Below are 22,195 nucleotides of genomic sequence, written 5' to 3'. Positions count from 1 at the left end.
ATTTCTGTTTAAACGGTGACAACACGCAAGTATCAGGCCGAAACGCGGGGGATGGTGTCATCGCTGCGCAGGGTGAAGATCTCGTAGCCGGTCTCGGTTACCAGCAGGGTGTGTTCCCACTGTGCGGACAGCTTGCGGTCCTTGGTGATGGCGGTCCAGCCATCGCCCAGCACCTTGGTGTCGGCCTTGCCCTGGTTGATCATCGGCTCGATGGTGAAGGTCATGCCAGCCTTGAGTTCCATGCCGGTGCCAGCGCGACCGTAGTGCAGGATCTGCGGCTCTTCGTGGAAGACCTTGCCGATACCGTGGCCGCAGAACTCGCGAACCACCGAGAAGCCATTTTTTTCAGCGTGCTTCTGGATCACTTCGCCGATATCGCCCAGGCGGCAGCCAGGCTTGACGATTTCGATGGCCTTGTACATGCATTCCTGGGTGACCTGCGACAAACGCTCGGCCCAGACCGGCACATTACCGACGTGGAACATGCGGCTGGTATCGCCGTGGTAACCGTCCTTGATCACGGTGACGTCGATGTTCAGGGTGTCGCCGTCTTTCAGAGCCTTGTCACCAGGGATGCCGTGGCATACCACGTGGTTGATCGAGGTGCAGATAGACTTCGGGAAGCCTTTATAGTTGAGCGGAGCAGGGATAGCCTGCTGCACGTTGACTATATAGTCGTGGCAGATGCGATCCAGCTCTTCGGTGGTAACGCCGGGCTTGACGTGCTCGGCGATCATTTCCAGGACTTCGGCGGCCAGTTTGCCGGCGATACGCATTTTTGCGATGTCCTCGGGGGTTTTGAGGGTGACGGTCATTCGGGCTCTCTTCGCGCGTTGGCGCTCATCATCAGGATTACGGGTGTGCTGTTTAATGCTGCACACCGTCATAAAAACGCGATTCTAACAGACGGTCGGCGTTAATCATGGGCCTCTCGCCATCGCTTCTCTTAATAGAATGGGACATTCTGGCTCTATTCCAAGGCCTGCGCAAAAATGGTGCGCGAATCATGAGCGAGCTTTTGACCTGCATTTGATCCGGCTTTTGATCTGCTGGCCCCTTCGGAAGGCCGAATGGAGGTTCTGCGTTCGGCCATCCGGTGATGGGCTCCAGAGGTGTTTGGAATATTTCAGTGGCAGCAGTAACATTGTCAGGCAAGCGGCAAGCGGCAAGCGGCAAGCGGCAAGCGGCAAGCGCAAAATCTGACGTAAACCCTTGCCGTGCAACGGCTTAGCAATAAAAGCTGAATCCGTGCTTCGTTTTTTGACCACCTTGTGGTATAAAATGCGCCGCTTTGCGGGTATAGCCCGCAGAGCACAAACCCACACACGTGTCGACACGATGACCTGGGTGCCTTCAGCTTGAAGCTGCTGGTTGGTCGTTGGGATACGTGGAGGCCTAACCCGACTTATTAAGGAACTATCATGTCCCAAGTCAACATGCGCGATATGCTGAAGGCCGGTGTGCACTTCGGTCACCAAACCCGTTACTGGAACCCAAAGATGGGTAAATACATCTTTGGCGCGCGTAACAAGATCCACATCATCAACCTTGAAAAAACCCTGCCAATGTTCAACGAAGCTCTGACTTTCGTAGAGCGTCTGGCCCAGGGCAAAAACAAGATTCTGTTCGTCGGCACCAAGCGTTCCGCTGGCAAGATCGTTGCTGAAGAAGCAGCACGTTGCGGTTCGCCGTACGTGGATCACCGCTGGTTGGGCGGCATGCTCACCAACTTCAAAACCATTCGTGCTTCGATCAAGCGTCTGCGTGACCTTGAAATCCAGGCAGAAGACGGTACTTTCGCCAAGCTGACCAAGAAAGAGGCGCTGATGCGTACTCGCGATCTGCAGAAGCTGGATCGTAGCCTGGGTGGTATCAAGGACATGGGCGGTCTGCCAGACGCTCTGTTCGTTATCGACGTTGACCACGAGCGTATCGCGATCACCGAAGCTAACAAGTTGGGTATCCCGGTAATCGGCGTTGTCGATACCAACAGCAGCCCAGAAGGTGTTGACTACATCATCCCGGGTAACGATGACGCAATCCGCGCTATCCAGCTGTACATGGGTGCGATGGCTGATGCTGTGATCAAAGGCCGTAACCACGTTGCTGGCGGCACCGACGTTTTCGTCGAAGAAGCTCCAGCTGCAGCGGTAGTTGAAGGCTGAGTAATTAACGCCTAGCGTTTACTCAGTACGCAAAAAGGGGGCTTGGCCCCCTTTTTGCCACCTCGAAATCCATTTGTTGGGGGTGTGCTTGCCGTTGCTGTTCATGATTGCGGCCAGCAGGCTTGTTCGAGGTGGGCTTCACACGAATTGAACGCCCGCTCGCTCGGGTGGAATGGTTGAAAACCTATCCAAGAGGAATTTTGAAATGGCAGAGATTACTGCAGCGTTGGTTAAAGAACTGCGTGAGCGTACTGGCGAAGGCATGATGGATTGCAAGAAAGCCTTGACCAAGGCTGGCGGCGACATCGAAAAAGCCATTGATGACATGCGTGCTTCGGGCGCCATCAAGGCTGCCAAAAAAGCAGGCAACGTTGCTGCTGAAGGCGCTATCGCAGTTAAAGTTGCGGAAGACAACAAGTCTGCCGTAATTCTGGAAGTCAACTCGCAAACCGACTTCCTGGCTCTGCAAGAAGACTTCAAAAACTTCGTTAACGATAGCGTTGAAAAAGCGTTCGCTGACAAGCTGACTGACGTAGCTCCGCTGATCACCGCTCAAGAAGAAGCCCGTCTGGTTCTGGTTGGCAAAGTAGGCGAGAACGTTAACATCCGTCGTCTGGCGCGCATCGAAGGCGACGTTGTTGACGCTTACCTGCACGGCAACAAGATCGGTGTTGTAGTTGCTCTGAAAGGCGGCAACTCTGAGCTGGCTCGTGACATCGCCATGCACGTAGCTGCAAGCAACCCTGAGTTCCTGCTGCCATCGCAAGTTTCCGCTGATGCTATCGAACGCGAAAAAGCCGTGTTCATGAGCCTCAACGAAGACAAGATCAAAGGCAAGCCAGCCGAAATCGTTGAAAAAATGGTTGCCGGTCGCATCAGCAAGTTCCTGGCTGAAGCTAGCCTGGTTGAGCAAGCTTTCGTGAAAAACCCGGAAATCAAAGTCGGCGACCTGGCCAAGAAAGCCGGCGCTGAAATCGTTTCCTTCACTTACTTCAAAGTAGGTGATGGCATCGAGAAGCCAGTTGATGACTTCGCTGCAGAAGTTGCTGCTCAAGTGGCTGCAAGCAAGCAATAAGACGGTTTTCAACTGTCGACCCGAAGAGGCTGCCCGCTCACGCGCGCAGCCTCTTTTCAAATGGGAGGGGATTTTACCTTCTCGACGGAACCGGTTTGCAAAATCGTGTTCCGATGGTGCTGCTGTGCAGTACCACAGCTAGAGTATGCGCAGGCTGCAAAATGGCCTCGCACAGATTTTTAATAAAACGCGGCAGGAGAGATTCGCAATGGCTCAGCAGGGCAGTGGTTATCAAGCTCGCTATAAACGCATTCTACTCAAGCTAAGCGGCGAAGCCCTGATGGGCTCTGAAGAGTTCGGGATCGACCCCAAGGTACTCGACCGCATGGCGCTGGAAGTCGGCCAGTTGGTCGGCATCGGCGTTCAGGTAGGATTGGTGATTGGTGGTGGCAACCTGTTCCGCGGTGCAGCATTGAGCGCCGCAGGTATGGATCGTGTGACTGGCGACCATATGGGCATGCTGGCTACCGTGATGAACGCCCTGGCCATGCGCGATGCGCTGGAACGTGCGAATATCTCTGCCATCGTTATGTCGGCTATTTCCATGGTTGGCGTGACCGATCATTACGACCGTCGTAAGGCCATGCGCCATCTGAACGCCAAGGATGTGGTGATTTTCGCTGCAGGCACCGGTAATCCATTCTTCACTACGGATTCCGCGGCTTGCTTGCGTGCCATTGAAATCGACGCTGATGTTGTACTCAAGGCAACCAAGGTTGACGGCGTGTATACCGCAGATCCATTCAAAGACCCGCATGCCGAGAAGTTCGATCATCTGACTTACGATGAAGTACTGGATCGCAAACTGGGTGTTATGGACCTGACGGCTATCTGTCTGTGCCGCGACCACAAAATGCCATTGCGTGTATTTAATATGAACAAGCCTGGCGCCCTACTTAATATTGTCCATGGCGGTGCTGAAGGCACTCTGATCGAGGAAGGTCAACAATGATCAACGAAATCAAGAAAGACGCTCAAACGCGCATGCAGAAATCGCTGGAATCCCTGGCCCATTCGTTTGGCCAGATTCGTACCGGCAAGGCTCACCCAAGCATCCTGGGTAGCGTGATGGTGCCTTACTATGGCTCGGACACTCCGATCAGCCAGGTAGCTAACATCACCGTTAAAGATTCGCGCACCCTGCAAGTGGTTGCGTTCGAGCGCAACATGCTGGGTGCGGTAGACAAGGCAATCCAGAGCGCTGGTCTGAACCTCAATCCGACCAACCTGGGCGAATTGTTGTTGATCTCCATGCCGGCCCTGACTGAAGAAACCCGTAAGGTTTTCGCTAAGCAGGCTCGTGATGCAGCTGAAGATGCTCGTATTGCCGTGCGCAATATCCGACGCGACGCTTTGAGCCAGTTGAAAGACCTGGTCAAGGAAAAGGAAATCAGCGAAGACGAAGAGCGTCGTGCTGCTGATGATATTCAGAAGCTGACTGACAAGGCCGTGGCTGATATCGAAGTTGCCACCAAGCAGAAAGAAGCGGACCTGATGGCCGTATAAGGGTCAGGGCGTTTTATGGAAAAGACGAAGCAGGCTGACCCGTCATCTGTTCCGCGACATGTCGCGATCATCATGGACGGTAATAATCGCTGGGCGAAAAAGCGCTTTATGCCGGGTGTTGCCGGGCATAAAGCGGGTGTGGATGCAGTTCGTGCGGTCATTGAGGTGTGTGTCGAGGCCAAGGTCGAGGTGCTCACCCTGTTCGCGTTCTCCAGTGAAAACTGGCGGCGTCCTGCGGCTGAAGTCAGTGCCTTGATGGATTTATTCTTCAGGGCGCTGCGTCGTGAGGCCAAGCGCCTCAACGAAAACGAGATCAGCCTGCAGATCATAGGTGACCGCTCACGCTTTCATCCCGACTTGCAAAAGGCGATGCGTGAAGCGGAAGAAATGACGGTGGGCGAAGGCCGCTTTGTGTTGCAGATTGCCGCTAACTACGGTGGTCAGTGGGACATTGCCCAGGCTGCTCAGCAATTGGCGCGTCAAGTCCAGTCGGGTGATTTGCAGCCTGAGGACATCACGCCGGAGTTGTTGCAAACCTGTCTGGTAACCGGCGATTTGCCATTGCCTGATCTGTGTATCCGCACCGGTGGTGAGCATCGCATCAGCAACTTCTTGCTGTGGCAGCTTGCCTACTCCGAGTTGTACTTCTCCGACCTGTTCTGGCCGGACTTCAAACACGAGGCCATGCGTCATGCATTGGCTGATTTCGCTTCTCGCCAGCGCCGCTTCGGTAAAACGAGCGAGCAGGTTGAGGCTGGAGCCCGGATTTAATGCTTAAACAACGAATCATCACTGCTCTTATCTTGTTGCCAATCGCCTTGTGCGGTTTTTCCTGCTCGAGGGTAGCGGCTTTGCGCTGTTTATTGGCCTGGTTGTTACCTTGGGTGCCTGGGAATGGGCTCGTCTTGCAGGCTTTGAAGCTCAATCCGCGCGGGTAGTATTTGCAGCGTTAGTGGCCGTACTTCTGTTTGGCCTGCACCTCTTTCCTGATCTGGCGCCATGGGTGCTGGGTGCTGCGGTGTTGTGGTGGGCGCTGGCAACCTTCCTGGTGCTGACCTTTCCGCAATCCGCTGTGCACTGGTCGAGTATTGCGACCAAGCTGGTGATTGGGTTGTTGATCCTGTTGCCAGCCTGGCAAGGTCTGGTCCTGATCAAGGCGATGCCGTTGGGTAACTGGCTGATCATGGCGGTGATGGTTCTTGTGTGGGGCGCAGATATCGGCGCATATTTTTCAGGGCGCAAATTTGGCAAGCGCAAGCTTGCCCCTAAAGTCAGCCCGGGCAAAAGCTGGGAGGGTGTATTTGGAGGCTTGTTGCTGAGCCTGCTGATCACCGCTGCAGTAGGTATTGTGCGCAGCTGGAGCGCTTCACAGATGTTTGCTGCGCTAGTTGGTGCCGCCGTGATTGTTTTGATTTCGGTGGTAGGCGACCTCACGGAAAGTATGTTCAAACGCCAGGCCGGTGTTAAAGACAGCAGTAATCTGCTGCCGGGCCATGGCGGTGTTCTGGATCGCATCGACAGCCTGACGGCGGCGATCCCTGTATTTGCTGTATTGCTGTGGATGGCTGCCTCATGAGTCGTCCACAACAGATTACTGTTCTGGGGGCTACGGGTTCTATTGGCCTGAGTACCCTGGATGTTATTGCGCGTCATCCTGATCGTTATCAAGTGTTTGCCCTGAGTGGCTACACTCGCCTCGCAGAGTTGCTGGCCTTGTGCATCAAACACAGGCCTCAAGTCGCTGTGGTCCCTCATGAAGGTGCTGCCAGCCAATTGCAGGCGGATCTGCGCGTTGCCGGGCTCAATACCGAAGTGTTGGTCGGTGAAGAGGGGCTGTGCCAGGTTTCGTCTGCACCTGAAGTCGATTCGGTGATGGCGGCAATCGTCGGTGCTGCAGGCTTGCGCCCGACACTGGCAGCGGTCAATGCTGGCAAGAAGATCCTGTTGGCCAACAAGGAAGCGCTGGTGATGACGGGCGACCTGTTTATGCAGGCAGTGCGTCGCAGCGGTTCGGTTTTGTTGCCCATCGACAGTGAACACAACGCTATCTTCCAGTGCTTGCCGCAGGATTTTGCGCGCGGACTGGGTAATGTGGGTGTCCGTCGGATTTTGCTGACGGCGTCTGGTGGGCCTTTCCGCGAAACTCCGCTGGCAGAGCTGGAACACGTCACGCCGGACCAAGCCTGCGCTCATCCCAACTGGTCGATGGGACGCAAGATTTCGGTAGATTCGGCGAGCATGATGAACAAGGGTTTGGAGCTGATCGAGGCTTGCTGGTTGTTCGATGCCAGGCCAGATCAAGTTGAAGTGGTGATCCATCCGCAGAGCGTGATCCACTCGCTGGTTGACTATGTAGATGGGTCGGTATTGGCGCAGCTGGGTAATCCGGATATGCGAACACCGATTTCCAATGCCCTGGCCTGGCCTGAGCGTATTGATTCGGGTGTTGCGCCGCTGGATCTTTTTGCTGTTGCACGGCTGGACTTTCAGCGTCCTGACGAGCAACGTTTCCCTTGTTTGCGTTTGGCTCGCGAGGCTGCCATGGCAGGCAACAGCGCGCCAGCGATGCTCAATGCGGCAAACGAGGTGGCAGTGGCCGCCTTTTTGGACGGGCGGATCCGTTACCCGCAGATCGCTCGTATCATCGAAGATGTATTAAATAGCGAGCCGGTGGTTGCCGTCGACGAATTGGAAGCGGTGTTTGCCGCTGATGGCAAAGCCCGGATGCTGGCTGAACAGTGGTTGAGTCGTAACGGCTAAAAGTGGTGCTTGCCGGACCCGGACAGAATCGCGGAGAAAGTAGATGAGTGCGCTCTATATGATTGTTGGCACCCTGGTCGCATTGGGGGTGCTGGTCACTTTTCATGAATTCGGTCACTTTTGGGTGGCGCGCCGTTGCGGCGTCAAGGTTCTGCGCTTCTCCGTGGGCTTCGGTACGCCTTTGCTGCGCTGGCATGATCGCCAGGGCACCGAGTTTGTGATCGCGGCCATACCCTTGGGCGGCTACGTAAAAATGCTCGACGAGCGTGAAGGCGAAGTACCGGCCGACCAGCTTGATCAGTCTTTCAATCGTAAAACCGTTGGCCAGCGCATTGCTATTGTCGCAGCCGGGCCCATTGCCAACTTCATGTTGGCGATGGCTTTTTTCTGGGTGCTGGCAATGATGGGCAGTCAGCAAGTGCGGCCGGTTATTGGTTCGGTAGAAAACGGTAGCCTGGCGGCGCAGGCCGGTTTGGCTGCAGGCCAGGAAATCGTTTCAATTGATGGCGAGCCTACGACGGGCTGGTCCAACGTCAATCTGCAGCTGGTACGTCGTCTGGGCGAGAGTGGTTCTCTGCAGGTTGTGGTGAGTGAGCCGGGCTCAACCGCCCAGGCATCGCATCAGCTTGTATTGAAAGATTGGCTTAAGGGTGCTGACGAGCCGAACCCTATCACTTCGCTAGGGATTCGCCCGTGGCGCCCCGAGCTACCGGCGGTTCTGGCAGAGCTTGATCCGAAAGGTCCGGCCCAGGCTGCCGGGCTTAAAGCCGGCGACAAGCTGCTGGCCATGAACGATCAGCCAATCAAGGATTGGCAACAGGTTGTTGACTGGGTGCGCACACGTCCTGACGCCCGTGTTGTGTTGCATGTCGAACGCGATGGCGTACCTGTCGATATTCCGGTCACGCTGGCTGCTCGCGGCGAAGGCAAGGACGCTACGGGTTACCTGGGGGCCGGGGTTAAAGGTGTCGACTGGCCACCAGCGATGATCCGGGAGGTCAGTTATGGCCCGCTGGCTGCAATCGGGGAGGGGGCAAAACGCACCTGGACCATGAGCATATTGACGCTCGACTCACTCAAGAAAATGTTGTTCGGTGAGCTCTCGGTAAAAAACTTGAGTGGACCGATAACCATTGCTAAAGTGGCGGGCGCTTCTGCCCAGTCGGGTGTTGCGGATTTCCTGAATTTTCTGGCTTATCTAAGCATAAGCCTGGGGGTTCTGAACTTGTTGCCCATACCAGTACTGGATGGGGGGCATTTGTTGTTTTATCTGATCGAGTGGGCGCGTGGTCGTCCCTTGTCGGATCGGGTGCAGGGTTGGGGAATGCAGATCGGTATCAGTTTGGTGGTCGGGGTGATGTTGCTTGCCTTGATCAACGATTTGGGCCGTCTGTAAACGCTTCGCTGAATTGCGAATCTGCCGCATTTTGCGGCAGTTTGTTTATTGCCAGTTGGAATAAGAAAGGACTTCATGAAACGTCTGCTGCTAACTGCGGTTCTCGCCGTACTGATGATCGCCGAAGTTCACGCCGAGTCCTTCACTATCTCTGATATCCGTGTCAACGGGCTCCAGCGGGTTTCCGCCGGTAGCGTGTTTGGTGCGTTGCCTCTGAACGTAGGTGAGGTAGCGGATGACCGCCGTTTGGTGGAATCCACTCGTGCGTTGTTCAAAACCGGGTTCTTTCAGGATATCCAACTGGGTCGTGACGGCAATGTGCTTGTTATCACGGTTGTCGAACGTCCTTCTGTCTCCAGCATCACTATTGACGGGAACAAGGCGATCTCCACTGATGACCTGATGAAAGGTCTGAAACAGTCGGGGCTTGCCGAAGGTGAGATTTTCCAGCGCGCCACCCTTGAAGGCGTGCGTAACGAACTGCAACGTCAGTATGTTGCCCAGGGCCGTTACTCGGCGACGGTCGACACCGAAGTGGTGCCTGAGCCGCGTAACCGTGTCGCCTTGAAGGTCAACATCAACGAAGGCACTGTTGCCGCCATCCAGCACATCAATGTGGTGGGCAACACTGTTTTCCCTGAGTCTGACCTGGTTGACTTGTTCGAGCTCAAAACCACGAACTGGTTGTCGTTCTTCAAGAACGACGACAAGTACGCACGTGAAAAACTGTCGGGTGACCTTGAGCGCTTGCGCTCTTACTACCTCGATCGTGGCTATATCAATATGGATATCGCTTCGACCCAGGTTTCGATCACTCCCGACAAGAAAAGCGTCTACATCACCGTTAACGTGAATGAAGGCGAAAAATACAATGTCGGCGAAGTGAAACTGAGCGGTGACCTCAAGGTCCCGGAAGATCAGATCAAGTCGCTGTTGCTGGTTCAGCCTGGCCAGGTGTTCTCGCGCAAGCTGATGACCACCACCTCCGAGCTTATTACCCGTCGTCTGGGTAACGAGGGTTACACCTTCGCCAACGTTAACGGCGTACCTCAGCCAAACCCTGAAGATCACACGGTTGCCATCACCTTCGTGGTTGATCCGGGCAAGCGGGCTTACGTAAACCGCATTAACTATCGCGGTAACACCAAGTCGGAAGACGAAGTGCTGCGTCGCGAAATGCGTCAGATGGAAGGTGGTTGGGCGTCGACTTACCTGATTGATCAGTCCAAGGTTCGCCTCGAGCGCCTGGGCTTCTTCAAAGAAGTAAACGTTGAAACCCCGGCAGTGCCAGGTACTGACGATATGGTTGACGTGAACTACGCGGTTGAAGAGCAGGCGTCGGGTTCGATCACTGCAAGCGTAGGTTTTGCCCAGAGCGCCGGTTTGATCCTTGGCGGTTCGATTACCCAGAACAACTTCCTGGGTACGGGTAACAAGGTCAGCCTTGGCTTGACCCGCAGCGAATACCAGAGCCGCTACAACTTCAGTTACGTTGATCCGTACTGGACAGCTGACGGTGTGAGCCTGGGTTACAACGCGTTCTACCGCACCACTGATTACAAAGAGCTGGATGTTGACGTAGCAAACTACTCGGTGGACAGCCTTGGCGCTGGTATCACCATGGGCTACCCGATCAGCGACACATCGCGTTTGACTTACGGTCTGACGGTCCAGCAGGACGAAATCAGCACAGGTCAGTACACCGTTGACGAGATTTTCGACTTTGTGCAGCGTGAGGGTGACAAGTACCTCAACTTCAAGGCATCCGTGGGCTGGTCCGAGTCGACATTGAACAAAGGCGTATTGCCTACACGTGGCAGCTCTCAGAGCCTGGTGCTTGAGAGCACGATCCCGGGCAGTGATCTGCAGTTCTACAAACTTGATTACCGTGCGCAGTTGTTCCAGCCGCTGACCGACACCTACACCATGCGTCTGCACACAGAACTGGGCTATGGTGATGGCTATGGTTCGACCGCCGGGTTGCCGTTCTATGAGAACTACTACGCGGGTGGTTTCAACTCGGTACGTGGTTTCAAGGACAGCGCTCTGGGGCCTCGCAGTACGCCAAGTACGGGTAAAAACGGTACGCTTGTGGACCCTGATCAGGACGCGCTGCCATTTGGTGGTAACGTGTTGATCCAGGGTGGTGTAGAGGTTCTGTTCCCTATGCCGTTTGTGAAAGATCAGCGTTCCCTGCGGACCTCCGTGTTCTGGGATGTGGGTAACGTGTTCGACACCAACTGCAAAGGTGATACCAAAGACTGCGATATCAGCTTTAGCAACATGGCCAGTTCTGTTGGTGTTGGTGTGACCTGGGTTACCGCGCTTGGCCCGTTGAGCTTCAGCTTGGCCATGCCGATCAAGAAACCGGATGACGCAGACACTCAAGTGTTCCAATTCTCCCTCGGCCAGACTTTCTAAAGCCTGACCTTAGATACAGACAACGGATTTTTTAGGAGTGCATCGTGCGTAAGTTGACTCAATTGGTTCTCCTGGCTTCGGTTTTAGTGGCTGGCCCGGCTTTCGCCGATATGAAAATTGCCGTGCTGAACTATCAGATGGCATTGCTTGAATCGGACGCAGCCAAGCGTTACGCCGTGGATGCCGAGAAGAAATTTGGCCCACAACTGACCAAGCTCAAAAGCCTGGAAAGCAGCGCAAAAGGTATTCAGGATCGTCTGGTGAAGGGCGGCGACAAAATGGCGCAGGGCGAGCGTGAGCGTCTGGAGCTTGAATTCAAGCAAAAGGCTCGTGACTTCCAGTTCCAGTCCAAGGAATTGAATGAAGCCAAAGCCGTTGCTGACCGTGAAATGCTGAAACAGCTGAAGCCAAAACTGGACAGCGCTGTTGAAGAAGTCATCAAAAAAGGCGCCTTTGACCTGGTGTTCGAGCGTGGTGCTGTGATTGATGTTAAGCCTCAGTACGACATCACTCGCCAAGTTATCGAGCGCATGAACCAGCTGAAGTAATTATGACTGCGACTATAAAACTCGGCCAATTGGCCGAGTTCCTCGGAGCCACCTTACGTGGCTCTGCGGAGAGAGAAATCACTGGGCTAGCCACTTTACAAGAGGCTGGCCCAGCTCAGTTGAGCTTTCTGGCCAACCCCCAATACCGCAAATTCCTCGTTGACTGCCAGGCCGCAGCTGTATTGCTCAAGGCTTCTGACGCCGAAGATTATGCTGGTGATGCGCTGGTTGTCCCCGATCCTTACCTGGCTTACGCCCGAGTCTCCCATCTGTTTGATCCCAAGCCCAAAGCGGCTGCCGGCGTTCATCCATCGGCGGTTATCGCTGCTGACGCAGTGGTTGATCCTGCGGCAAGCGTTGGCGCTTTTGCTGTGATCGAAAGCGGTGCGCGCATTGCTGCCGGCGTCACGGTAGGGCCTCATTGCTTTATCGGGGCTCGCTGCGAAATTGGCGAAGGCGGTTGGCTGGCTCCACGAGTGACGCTCTATCACGATGTACGCATCGGTAAGCGAGTGGTCATTCAGTCGGGAGCGGTGCTGGGAGGTGAAGGTTTTGGCTTTGCCAACGAGAAGGGTGTCTGGCAAAAAATCGCGCAAATCGGTGGTGTTACCATCGGTGATGATGTCGAGATCGGTGTCAATACCGCTATCGACCGCGGTGCTTTGGCTGACACGCTGATCGGTAATGGCGTCAAGCTGGACAACCAGATCCAGATCGCGCACAACGTTCAGATCGGTGACCATACGGCTATGGCCGCCTGTGTAGGGATTTCCGGTAGCACTAAAATCGGCAAGCACTGCATGTTGGCGGGGGGGGTCGGTTTGGTGGGGCACATTGAAATTTGTGACAATGTGTTCTTGACTGGCATGACGATGGTGACCCACTCGATTACCGAGCCCGGTGCCTACTCTTCCGGTACCGCAATGCAGCCAGCCGCTGAGTGGCGCAAAAGTGCCGCACGTATTCGTCAGTTGGACGATATAGCCCGGCGGTTGAAACAACTGGAAAAGCGCGTCGGTAAGTGACCCCCGGCGGTAATGCTTCTTCAAAAGGCTAATACAATTTCCATATCAAGAGTGCAGAACCTCTGGTTTGCTTCCTTGATTTGCTAGAGGAGCGCGCCTTAGTCGCGCGCGCCCAATCTTTATTACAGGCTTCCCCACGAAATGATGGACATCAACGAGATTCGCGAATATCTGCCCCACCGTTACCCGTTCCTGCTGGTGGATCGAGTGGTGGATCTGGATGTCGAGAACAAGCGCATTCGTGCCTACAAGAATGTCAGCATCAATGAGCCCTTTTTCAACGGTCACTTCCCGGCGCACCCGATCATGCCCGGCGTGTTGATCATTGAAGCCATGGCTCAGGCTGCTGGCATCCTTGGCTTCAAGATGATGGACCTCAAGCCGGCTGACGGTACGCTCTACTACTTCGTAGGCTCCGATAAGCTGCGCTTCCGTCAGCCCGTGCTGCCAGGCGATCAACTGATCCTTGAGGCCAAGTTCTTGAGCTGCAAGCGCTCCATCTGGAAGTTTGAGTGCCAGGCAACGGTTGACGGCAAGCCGGTATGCTCGGCTGAAATCATCTGTGCGGAACGCAAACTATGAGTTTGATTGACCCTCGCGCAATCATCGATCCGACGGCCATTTTGGCCGACGACGTCGAGGTCGGCCCTTGGTCGATCGTCGGCGCTGGTGTGGAAATCGGCGAGGGGACAGTGATTGGGCCGCATGTGATTCTCAAAGGCCCAACCAAAATCGGTAAGCACAATCGTATCTACCAGTTTTCTTCGGTAGGCGAGGACACGCCTGATCTCAAGTACAAGGGTGAGGAAACTCGCCTGGTGATCGGTGACCACAACGTTATTCGTGAAGGGGTCACCATTCACCGCGGAACGATTCAGGATCGCGCCGAAACCACCTTGGGTGATCACAATCTGGTGATGGCCTATGCCCATATCGGGCATGACAGCGTCATCGGTAACCATTGCATTCTGGTCAACAACGCCGCGCTGGCGGGCCATGTGCATATGGGGGACTGGGCGATCCTGTCAGGTTTTACACTGGTGCATCAGTTCTGCCACATCGGTGCCCACAGCTTTTCGGGCATGGGTACTGCTATCGGCAAGGATGTACCTGCGTTTGTGACCGTGTTTGGCAGCCCTGCCGAAGCACGCAGCATGAACTTCGAAGGGATGCGTCGTCGCGGCTTCAGTGAAGATGCCATTCATGCGTTACGTCGTGCCTACAAAGTGGTTTACCGCCAAGGCCTGACCGTTGATCAGGCGCTTGCCGAGCTGGCTGAACCTGCTGTGCAGTTCCCTGAAGTGGCCATGTTTGTAGAGTCCATTCGTTCTTCCACCCGCGGCATTACGCGCTAGTCATGGCCAGATTGCGTATCGCGCTGGTGGCGGGAGAGGCCTCGGGTGACATTTTGGGCTCGGGCTTGATGCGAGCGCTCAAGGCTCAGCATTCTGATATCGAATTTATCGGCGTTGGCGGTCCGTTGATGGAAGCAGAGGGCATGACCTCCTACTTCCCGATGGAGCGTCTGTCGGTGATGGGCCTGGTTGAAGTGCTGGGGCGTCTGCGTGAGCTGCTTAAGCGCCGAAAACTCCTTGTTCAGACCTTGATCGCTGAAAAGCCCGATGTATTTATCGGTATCGATGCTCCCGATTTCACCCTCAATATAGAACTTCAATTGCGCCGTGCCGGGATCAAGACCGTGCATTACGTCAGTCCGTCGGTATGGGCGTGGCGTCAGAAGCGAGTGCTGAAAATTCGCGAAGGCTGCGATTTGATGCTCACGCTGTTGCCGTTTGAAGCCAAATTCTACGAAGAACACGGCGTGCCCGTGCGCTTCGTTGGTCATTCATTGGCCGACACTATCCCCCTTGAAGCCGATAAAGCCGGTGCTCGCGCCGAATTGGACCTGCCTGACGGGCCGTTGGTCGCCTTGATGCCAGGCAGTCGCGGCGGAGAAGTGGGTAAGCTGGGCGGGTTGTTTCTCGATGCGGCGCAGCTCATTCACGAAGCCCGGCCTGATGTGCGTTTTGTATTGCCTTGTGCGAGTGCCGCCCGTCGCGAGCAGATTGAGCAGTTGCTGGTGGGGCGTGATCTGCCGCTGACCTTGCTTGACGGTCAATCACACCTGGCACTGGCGGCCTGTGATGCGGTATTGATTGCATCCGGTACCGCGACGCTCGAGGCCTTGCTCTACAAGCGGCCGATGGTAGTTGCTTATCGTCTCGCACGTCTGACGTTCTGGATTCTCAAGCGGCTGGTCAAAAGCCCTTACGTGTCGCTGCCCAATTTGCTGGCTCAGCGCATGTTGGTACCCGAGCTTTTACAAGACGCAGCTACGCCTCAAGCATTGGCCCAGACCTTGCTGCCTCTGCTGGACGGTGGTGAAGAGCAGACCCGTGGTTTTGATGAGATTCACCGTACATTGCGTCTCGACGCTTCCAATCAGGCCGCCAAAGCGGTACTGGGCCTGATTGCACAATCCAAGTGAGTAAAGTAACCATGCAAATCGGGTTGGACTTCAATCTGGTCGAAGACCTCGTGGCCGGTGTTGATGAGGTGGGTCGCGGCCCATTGTGCGGCGCAGTTGTCACTGCAGCCGTCATTCTTGATCCCAATCGGCCGATAGCCGGGCTGAACGACTCGAAAAAACTCACCGAGGCCCGTCGCGAAAAACTGTACGACGAAATTCGTGAAAAGGCCCTGAGCTGGTGTATCGCCCGGGCCGAAGTCGAAGAGATTGATGAGCTGAATATTTTGCACGCCACCATGTTGGCCATGCAGCGCGCTGTCGAAGGGCTGAGTATCACTCCGAAGCTGGCGATGATCGACGGTAATCGCTGCCCCAAGCTGGCCATGCCGTCCGAAGCCGTGGTTAAAGGTGATAGCAAGGTGCCAGCGATTGCTGCAGCATCGATTTTGGCCAAGGTCAGTCGTGACCGTGAAATGGCGGCTTTTGAGCTGCAATACCCGGGCTATGGCATCGGTGGACACAAGGGTTACCCAACGGTTGTACACCTCGAAGCGCTTGAGCGTTTGGGCCCGACACCGATTCACCGGCGTTCGTTTGGTCCGGTTCGTCGTGCGTATGAGGCGCTTGAAGGTCTCACCAAGGTTTAGCCGCAAGGCTGATGTTTTTGCCAAGGCCCGGTACAATCCGGGCCTTGTTGTTTCTCAAAGCTTATAGACAGGATCACCATGCCGGCTTCATTCGTTCATCTGCGCCTGCACACTGAATACTCCCTGGTCGATGGCCTGGTGCGGATCAAACCGCTGATCAAAACCCTGGCCGGCATGAATATGCCCGCTGTCGCGGTAACCGATCAGAACAACATGTGTTCCCTGGTCAAGTTTTACAAAGCGGCCATGGGCGGCGGAATCAAGCCGATCAGTGGCGCGGATCTGTGGTTGTCGAACAAGGACCCGGAAAACCCGCTCAGCCGTATCAGTCTGTTGGCGATGAACCCTTTGGGTTATCGCAACCTCACCGAGCTGATTTCCCGCGGTTACATCGATGGCCAGCGCAATGGCCAGGTGATTATTGAGCGCGAGTGGGTGGCCGAGGCCGCTGCAGGTCTGATCATGCTTTCAGCCGCGAAGGAGGGCGAGATTGGTGTCGCGCTGATCAGTGGTAACACTGAGGAAGCCGAGGCCCTGGCCCGCGAATGGATGACAGTGTTCCCGGACCGCTTCTACCTCGAGGTTCAGCGCACCAAGCGCCCCAACGATGAAGAACATCTGCATGCGGCTGTAGCCCTGGCGGACAAGATCGGCGCGCCGCTGGTTGCGACCAACGACGTGCGCTTCATTAAGCAGCAGGATTTCGAAGCTCACGAAACCCGTGTCTGCATTGGTGAAGGCCGGGCGCTGGATGATCCGCGCCGCTCCAAGAATTACAGCGATCAGCAGTATCTGAAAAGCGCCGAGGAAATGGCTGAGCTGTTCAGTGATTTGCCTGAGGCGCTCGCAAACACCGTTGAGATTGCCAAGCGCTGCAATATTGAAGTGAAATTGGGCACTCACTTTTTGCCCAATTTTCCGATTCCCGATGGCATGACCATCGATGAGTATTTCCGCAAGGTATCGTTTGATGGTCTGGAAGATCGTCTGAGTGTTTTGCTGCCCAAGGACACCACCGAGGACTACGACGCCAAGCGACAGGTTTATGTCGAACGGCTGAATTTCGAGCTGGATATCATTATCCAGATGGGGTTCCCGGGTTACTTCCTGATCGTGATGGACTTTATCCAGTGGGCCAAGAGTAACGGCGTGCCAGTGGGGCCTGGCCGTGGATCGGGTGCCGGATCGCTGGTGGCTTATGTGCAGAAGATTACTGACCTCGATCCGTTGGAATACGACCTGCTTTTCGAGCGATTCCTTAACCCGGAACGGGTATCGATGCCTGACTTCGACGTCGACTTCTGCATGGATGGTCGAGACCGGGTGATCGAGTATGTGGCCGAAAAATACGGCCGCAACGCGGTAAGTCAAATCATCACGTTTGGTTCGATGGCCGCCAAGGCGGTAATCCGTGACGTGGCGCGGGTGCAGGGCAAGTCCTACGGCTTGGCGGATCGTCTGTCTAAGATGATTCCGTTTGAAGTCGGCATGACTCTGGAAAAAGCCTACGAGCAAGAAGAAATTCTGCGCGACTTCATCAAGGTCGATGAGGAAGCGGCTGAAATCTGGGAAATGGCCCGCAAGCTCGAAGGCGTTGTACGTAACGTCGGTAAGCACGCCGGTGGTGTGGTTATCGCGCCGACCAAACTGACAGACTTCTCGCCTATTTACTGCGATGAAGAGGGCGGGGGGCTTGTTACCCAGTTCGATAAAGATGACGTTGAGTCGGCCGGCCTGGTGAAGTTCGACTTCCTCGGTCTGCGGACCCTGACGGTTATTGACTGGGCGCTCAAAACCATCAACCGCGATCGCGCCAAGGTTGATGAACCGCCACTGGATATCGCCTTTATCCCGCTCGACGACAAGCCGACATACCAGTTGCTGCAAAAGGCCGAGACCACAGCGGTATTCCAGCTTGAGTCGCGCGGGATGAAAGAGCTGATCAAAAAGCTCAAGCCCGACTGCCTGGAAGACTTGATCGCTCTGGTAGCCCTGTTCCGTCCGGGCCCGTTGCAGTCAGGCATGGTTGATGACTTTATCAACCGTAAGCACGGTCGTGCCGAACTGGCGTACCCGCACTCCGACTATCAGTACGAAGGTCTCAAGCCGGTCTTGGCGCCGACCTACGGCATCATCCTGTACCAAGAACAGGTGATGCAGATTGCCCAGGTCATGGCCGGTTATACCCTCGGCGGCGCCGACATGCTGCGTCGAGCCATGGGTAAGAAAAAACCCGAAGAAATGGCCAAGCAGCGCGGCGGCTTTATTGAAGGTTGTGCCAACAACAATATTGATGGCGACCTGGCTGGCAACATTTTCGACCTGGTAGAGAAATTTGCCGGTTATGGCTTCAACAAGTCTCACTCAGCTGCTTACGGTCTGGTGTCTTACCAGACCGCTTGGCTGAAAACCCACTACCCGGCACCGTTCATGGCCGCGGTACTGTCGGCGGATATGCATAACACCGACAAGGTCGTGATCCTGATCGAAGAAATTCGCAGCATGAAGCTGCGTCTTGATGCGCCGGATGTGAACGCCTCTGAGTTCAAGTTTACGGTGAACGATGAAGGCCGGATCATTTACGGTCTTGGGGCGATCAAGGGTGTAGGCGAGGGGCCCGTTGAGGCCATCACCGAGGCGCGTCAGGACGGTCCTTTTACGGATCTGTTCGACTTTTGTGCCCGGGTTGACCTCAAGCGCATCAACAAGCGTACTCTCGATGGGCTGATCCGCAGTGGCGCGCTGGACCGTCTGGGGCCGTTCTTTCATGACGAACCCAAAGCATGGCAAGCCAGCATCGACCAGAACCGTGCGGTGTTGTTATCGGCACTGGAAGAAGCGATCAAGGCGGCCGAGCAAACCGCACGAACCCATGACAGTGGCCACGCCGATCTGTTTGGCGGATTGTTTGTCGAGGTGGACGCGGACGTCTACGCCAATCACCGCAAGGCCAAGGAACTGACGCTCAAAGAACGGCTCAAAGGCGAGAAGGATACGCTGGGCCTGTACCTGACGGGTCATCCGATTGACGAATACGAAGGTGAAATCCGTCGTTTTGCACGCCAGCGCATTATTGATCTCAAGCCTGCACGCGATACTCAGACCGTTGCCGGGATGATCATTGCATTGCGGGTGATGAAGAACAAAAAAGGCGACAAGATGGGCTTTATCACCCTTGACGATCGTTCGGCGCGCATTGAAGCCTCGCTGTTTGCCGAGGCCTTTCATTCGGCACAATCACTGTTGCAGACCGATGCGATGGTGGTGGTCGAAGGGGAGGTCAGTAATGATGACTTCTCTGGCGGGCTGCGTCTTAGGGTCAAGCGAGTGATGAGCATGGAAGATGCTCGCACCAACCTGGCCGAGAGTTTGCGACTGAAAGTGAACCGGGCCGCACTCAAGGGCGATCAATTGCGCTGGTTGGGTGAATTGTTCAAGAAACACCGTGGTGCGTGCCCGATCACCATGGATTACACCGGCGATGACGCCAAGGCCATGTTGCAGTTTGGCGAGACCTGGCGGATTGATCCGGCAGACAGCTTGATTCAAGCCCTGCGTGACCAGTTCGGGCGAGACAACGTCTTCCTCCAATACCGTTGACGGTCAGGGGCAAGAACTGCGCCCTGACCTCGACCTGAATTTTTAATCTCGACCTGAGAGCGCCTGTCCCTTAAGGTAGGCGCGATACAGATCAACCGGCTGCCCCAGCTCGGTTCGAAACGCCAGCAAATGCTGGGTTTCAGACCTTCTGGCATGCTTTGCCGCCGACCCAAGACGGATGCTTATGAACCCGAATTTTCTTGATTTCGAACAGCCGATTGCTGACCTGCAAGCCAAAATCGAAGAGTTGCGCTTGGTTGGTAATGACAATTCGCTGAATATCAGTGATGAAATCTCTCGTCTGCAAGACAAAAGCAAAACGCTGACTGAAGATATTTTCGGCAAGCTGACCAGCTGGCAGATTGCCCGTTTGGCCCGTCACCCGCGTCGTCCATACACCCTGGACTACATCGATCATATCTTCACCGAGTTCGATGAGCTGCATGGCGATCGTCATTTTTCGGATGACGCTGCCATCGTTGGCGGTATTGCCCGTCTGGACGATCAGCCAGTGATGGTGATTGGTCACCAGAAAGGTCGTGAAGTCCGTGAAAAGGTGCGTCGCAACTTCGGTATGCCGCGTCCTGAAGGCTATCGCAAGGCCTGCCGTCTTATGGAAATGGCCGAGCGTTTCAAAATGCCGATCCTGACCTTTATCGACACCCCGGGTGCATACCCGGGTATCGATGCTGAAGAGCGTAACCAGAGCGAAGCCATTGCCTGGAACCTGCGTGTCATGTCGCGTTTGAAAACCCCGATCATTGCCACGGTTATCGGTGAAGGTGGTTCGGGCGGTGCATTGGCGATTGGCGTTTGCGACCAACTGAACATGCTGCAGTACTCGACCTACGCGGTGATCTCGCCGGAAGGTTGCGCATCGATTCTGTGGAAAACCGCAGAAAAAGCACCGGACGCCGCTGAGGCCATGGGCATTACCGCCGAGCGCCTCAAAGGTCTGGGTATCGTGGACAAGGTGATTGGCGAGCCATTGGGTGGCGCACACCGTGACCCGGCTGCTGCGTCTGCCAGCATTCGTGCCGACCTGATTTCCCAGCTGGACATGCTGAACAAGCTGGATCACGAAACACTGCTCAAGCGCCGTTACGATCGTCTGATGAGCTACGGTCTCTGATTCAGATTTAGTGTGGGAGCGGGCTTGCCCGCGATGGCATCTGCGCGGTTTGGCTCAACGATCGAGTAGTCAGCATCGCGAGCAAGCCCGCTCCTACAGGATTGCGTAATGCCCAGTCTATCGATTCCGCTGCTGCAAGCCCTCAGCCCCTGGCGCAACGCCAAGGCCTGGCATGTCGCGCTCTCCGGCGGTCTCGATTCGACTGTGCTGCTTCACCTTCTCGTTCAATTGCGCCAAACCCACTCGTTACCGCTAATTACCGCTGTCCATATTCATCATGGCCTGCAGGCGGCGGCTGATGCGTGGCCGGATCATTGTCAGGCGTTGTGTGACGGGCTGAGCGTGCCCTTGCAGGTGATTCGCGTGCAGGTGCAGGCTGGCGCAAGCGTCGAGCGGGCAGCGCGGGATGCGCGCTATCAGGCCTTTGCTGCACTCATCAGGGCTGAGGAAGTGCTGCTGGTCGGTCAGCACCGTGATGATCAGGCTGAAACGCTGCTGTTTCGTTTGTTGCGAGGGGCAGGGGTCAATGGGTTGGCGGCCATGCCCCGTCAGCGGCGCTTGGGGGCGGGGCACTTGTGTCGGCCTTTGCTGGACGTTTCTCGCGCTCAGCTTGAGGCTTACGCCCTTGAGCAGGGGCTGGGCTGGATCGAAGACCCGTCCAACGTGCAAACAGATTTTTCCCGTAACTATTTGCGCCATGAAGTATTTCCAGTCCTGACTCAGCGCTGGCCACAGGCGGCTGCCAGCCTGGCCCGCAGTGCTGCGCACTGTGCCGAGGCTCAGGAGTTGCTTGATGAGCTGGCGCAGCAGGATCTGCGTGATGCGGGCACTGTCACCGAATTTGCCTGGCTCGGGGTGCCCTCACTGGAACTTGCGCCCATTGCCCGGCTGTCGCCTGCTCGTCAACGCAACGCCTTGCGTCACTGGTTGGCAGCGTTCACTCAATTGCCTGATACCGATCACTGGGCGGGTTGGAATGCCCTGCGTGATGCCCGCGAGGATGCGCAGCCGGTCTGGAAACTCGCCAAGGGTGAACTTCATCGTGCTGGCGGACGGATCTGGTGGTTGTCCGGTGACTGGTTGTGCCCGCACCCTGCGCCAGGGGTGTGGGCGCAACCCGATCAGGCGCTGGTGCTGCCGGGTAATGGTCAGGTGCGCTTTGTCGGGGGTATTGCCGATGGCCCCTTGCAAGTGAGCTATCGTCAAGGGGGCGAAGTGATGGCGCTGGAACAGCGTGGTCACCGTGATCTGAAGCGGCTGTTCAACGAGCGGGGTATTCCGTTGTTTGCCCGTGGCAGATTGCCGCTTCTGTACCGCAATGAGCAGTTATTGGCCGTGGCAAACCTCAACGGACTGGACTCGAGCCCCTGTGGACGCTGGCAATTACAGTGGCTGCCAACTTCGAGCGATCAAGGTTTGAGCTGAAAGGGGGTTTCCGGTAGACTACGCT

At 55.7% G+C, this 22,195-nt stretch carries 17 protein-coding genes and 2 pseudogenes; 18 read left to right on the top strand and 1 reads right to left on the bottom strand.

Annotated elements, in window-relative coordinates; genetic code table 11:
• Nucleotides 1-32 precede the first annotated feature (32 nt).
• A complete protein-coding gene (gene map / locus RGV06_RS09170) occupies nucleotides 33-887 on the bottom strand; it encodes a type I methionyl aminopeptidase (protein WP_322149853.1) in 855 nt (284 codons plus the stop codon).
• Between the two features lie 534 nt (nucleotides 888-1,421).
• Between map and rpsB the strand changes: the two genes are divergently transcribed.
• From rpsB to tilS, 18 genes and pseudogenes are all read left to right on the top strand, one after another.
• Nucleotides 1,422-2,165 (top strand): 30S ribosomal protein S2, encoded by a 744-nt coding sequence (gene rpsB / locus RGV06_RS09165; protein ID WP_016781981.1) that lies wholly within the window; start codon nucleotides 1,422-1,424, stop codon nucleotides 2,163-2,165.
• Nucleotides 2,166-2,370: 205 nt separating this feature from the next.
• Nucleotides 2,371-3,240, top strand: coding sequence for a translation elongation factor Ts (gene tsf, locus RGV06_RS09160; RefSeq protein WP_019822186.1), 870 nt, complete (start codon nucleotides 2,371-2,373; stop codon nucleotides 3,238-3,240).
• 208 nt (nucleotides 3,241-3,448) lie between these two features.
• Nucleotides 3,449-4,192 carry a UMP kinase gene (gene pyrH / locus RGV06_RS09155; RefSeq protein ID WP_003440426.1) on the top strand — a complete coding sequence of 248 codons (744 nt, stop codon included), beginning with the start codon at nucleotides 3,449-3,451 and terminating at the stop codon, nucleotides 4,190-4,192.
• The gene (frr, locus tag RGV06_RS09150) at nucleotides 4,189-4,746 is read left to right on the top strand and encodes a ribosome recycling factor (protein WP_019822187.1); all 558 of its coding nucleotides are present in this window, start codon (nucleotides 4,189-4,191) and stop codon (nucleotides 4,744-4,746) included. The genes pyrH and frr overlap by 4 nt, the downstream gene beginning before the upstream one ends.
• Nucleotides 4,747-4,761: 15 nt before the next feature.
• The gene (uppS, locus tag RGV06_RS09145) at nucleotides 4,762-5,517 is read left to right on the top strand and encodes a polyprenyl diphosphate synthase (protein WP_019822189.1); all 756 of its coding nucleotides are present in this window, start codon (nucleotides 4,762-4,764) and stop codon (nucleotides 5,515-5,517) included.
• Nucleotides 5,517-6,322, top strand: a pseudogene (locus RGV06_RS09140) (phosphatidate cytidylyltransferase). Before uppS ends, RGV06_RS09140 begins: the two are co-directional and overlap by 1 nt.
• Complete coding sequence (gene ispC / locus RGV06_RS09135) at nucleotides 6,319-7,506, top strand: 1-deoxy-D-xylulose-5-phosphate reductoisomerase (RefSeq protein WP_019822193.1); 1,188 nt, start codon at nucleotides 6,319-6,321, stop codon at nucleotides 7,504-7,506. The pseudogene RGV06_RS09140 and the gene ispC overlap by 4 nt, the downstream one beginning before the upstream one ends.
• A gap of 43 nt (nucleotides 7,507-7,549) precedes the next feature.
• Complete coding sequence (gene rseP / locus RGV06_RS09130) at nucleotides 7,550-8,902, top strand: sigma E protease regulator RseP (RefSeq protein ID WP_019822195.1); 1,353 nt, start codon at nucleotides 7,550-7,552, stop codon at nucleotides 8,900-8,902.
• A 75-nt stretch (nucleotides 8,903-8,977) separates the two neighbouring features.
• Nucleotides 8,978-11,323, top strand: a complete 2,346-nt coding sequence (gene bamA, locus RGV06_RS09125; RefSeq protein WP_019822197.1) for an outer membrane protein assembly factor BamA — start codon at nucleotides 8,978-8,980, stop codon at nucleotides 11,321-11,323.
• 44 nt (nucleotides 11,324-11,367) lie between these two features.
• The gene (locus tag RGV06_RS09120; RefSeq protein WP_019822199.1) at nucleotides 11,368-11,871 is read left to right on the top strand and encodes an OmpH family outer membrane protein; all 504 of its coding nucleotides are present in this window, start codon (nucleotides 11,368-11,370) and stop codon (nucleotides 11,869-11,871) included.
• A 2-nt stretch (nucleotides 11,872-11,873) separates the two neighbouring features.
• Nucleotides 11,874-12,928 (top strand): annotated as a pseudogene (gene lpxD, locus RGV06_RS09115) (UDP-3-O-(3-hydroxymyristoyl)glucosamine N-acyltransferase).
• 109 nt (nucleotides 12,929-13,037) lie between these two features.
• Nucleotides 13,038-13,478 carry a 3-hydroxyacyl-ACP dehydratase FabZ gene (gene fabZ / locus RGV06_RS09110; RefSeq protein WP_016781990.1) on the top strand — a complete coding sequence of 147 codons (441 nt, stop codon included), beginning with the start codon at nucleotides 13,038-13,040 and terminating at the stop codon, nucleotides 13,476-13,478.
• The gene (gene lpxA, locus RGV06_RS09105) at nucleotides 13,475-14,251 is read left to right on the top strand and encodes an acyl-ACP--UDP-N-acetylglucosamine O-acyltransferase (protein WP_019822203.1); all 777 of its coding nucleotides are present in this window, start codon (nucleotides 13,475-13,477) and stop codon (nucleotides 14,249-14,251) included. The genes fabZ and lpxA overlap by 4 nt, the downstream gene beginning before the upstream one ends.
• 2 nt (nucleotides 14,252-14,253) lie before the next feature.
• Nucleotides 14,254-15,384 (top strand): lipid-A-disaccharide synthase, encoded by a 1,131-nt coding sequence (gene lpxB / locus RGV06_RS09100; RefSeq protein ID WP_322149851.1) that lies wholly within the window; start codon nucleotides 14,254-14,256, stop codon nucleotides 15,382-15,384.
• An 11-nt stretch (nucleotides 15,385-15,395) separates the two neighbouring features.
• Nucleotides 15,396-16,013: a ribonuclease HII gene (gene rnhB, locus RGV06_RS09095; RefSeq protein ID WP_322149849.1), complete on the top strand. Its 618-nt coding sequence runs from the start codon at nucleotides 15,396-15,398 to the stop codon at nucleotides 16,011-16,013.
• Between the two features lie 78 nt (nucleotides 16,014-16,091).
• A complete protein-coding gene (dnaE, locus tag RGV06_RS09090) occupies nucleotides 16,092-19,613 on the top strand; it encodes a DNA polymerase III subunit alpha (RefSeq protein ID WP_322149847.1) in 3,522 nt (1,173 codons plus the stop codon).
• 184 nt (nucleotides 19,614-19,797) lie between these two features.
• A complete protein-coding gene (locus RGV06_RS09085) occupies nucleotides 19,798-20,745 on the top strand; it encodes an acetyl-CoA carboxylase carboxyltransferase subunit alpha (protein ID WP_046810490.1) in 948 nt (315 codons plus the stop codon).
• Nucleotides 20,746-20,853: 108 nt separating this feature from the next.
• On the top strand, nucleotides 20,854-22,170 hold the full coding sequence (gene tilS, locus RGV06_RS09080) for a tRNA lysidine(34) synthetase TilS (protein ID WP_322149846.1): 1,317 nt from the start codon (nucleotides 20,854-20,856) through the stop codon (nucleotides 22,168-22,170).
• Nucleotides 22,171-22,195 lie beyond the last annotated feature (25 nt).

The sequence above is a fragment of the Pseudomonas sp. CCI3.1 genome, from assembly GCF_034313985.1.
Classification (GTDB): Bacteria; Pseudomonadota; Gammaproteobacteria; order Pseudomonadales; family Pseudomonadaceae; genus Aquipseudomonas; species Aquipseudomonas psychrophila.
The sequence above is the reverse complement of the archived record's forward strand: the minus strand, read 5'-3'. Positions and strand labels throughout refer to the sequence as shown.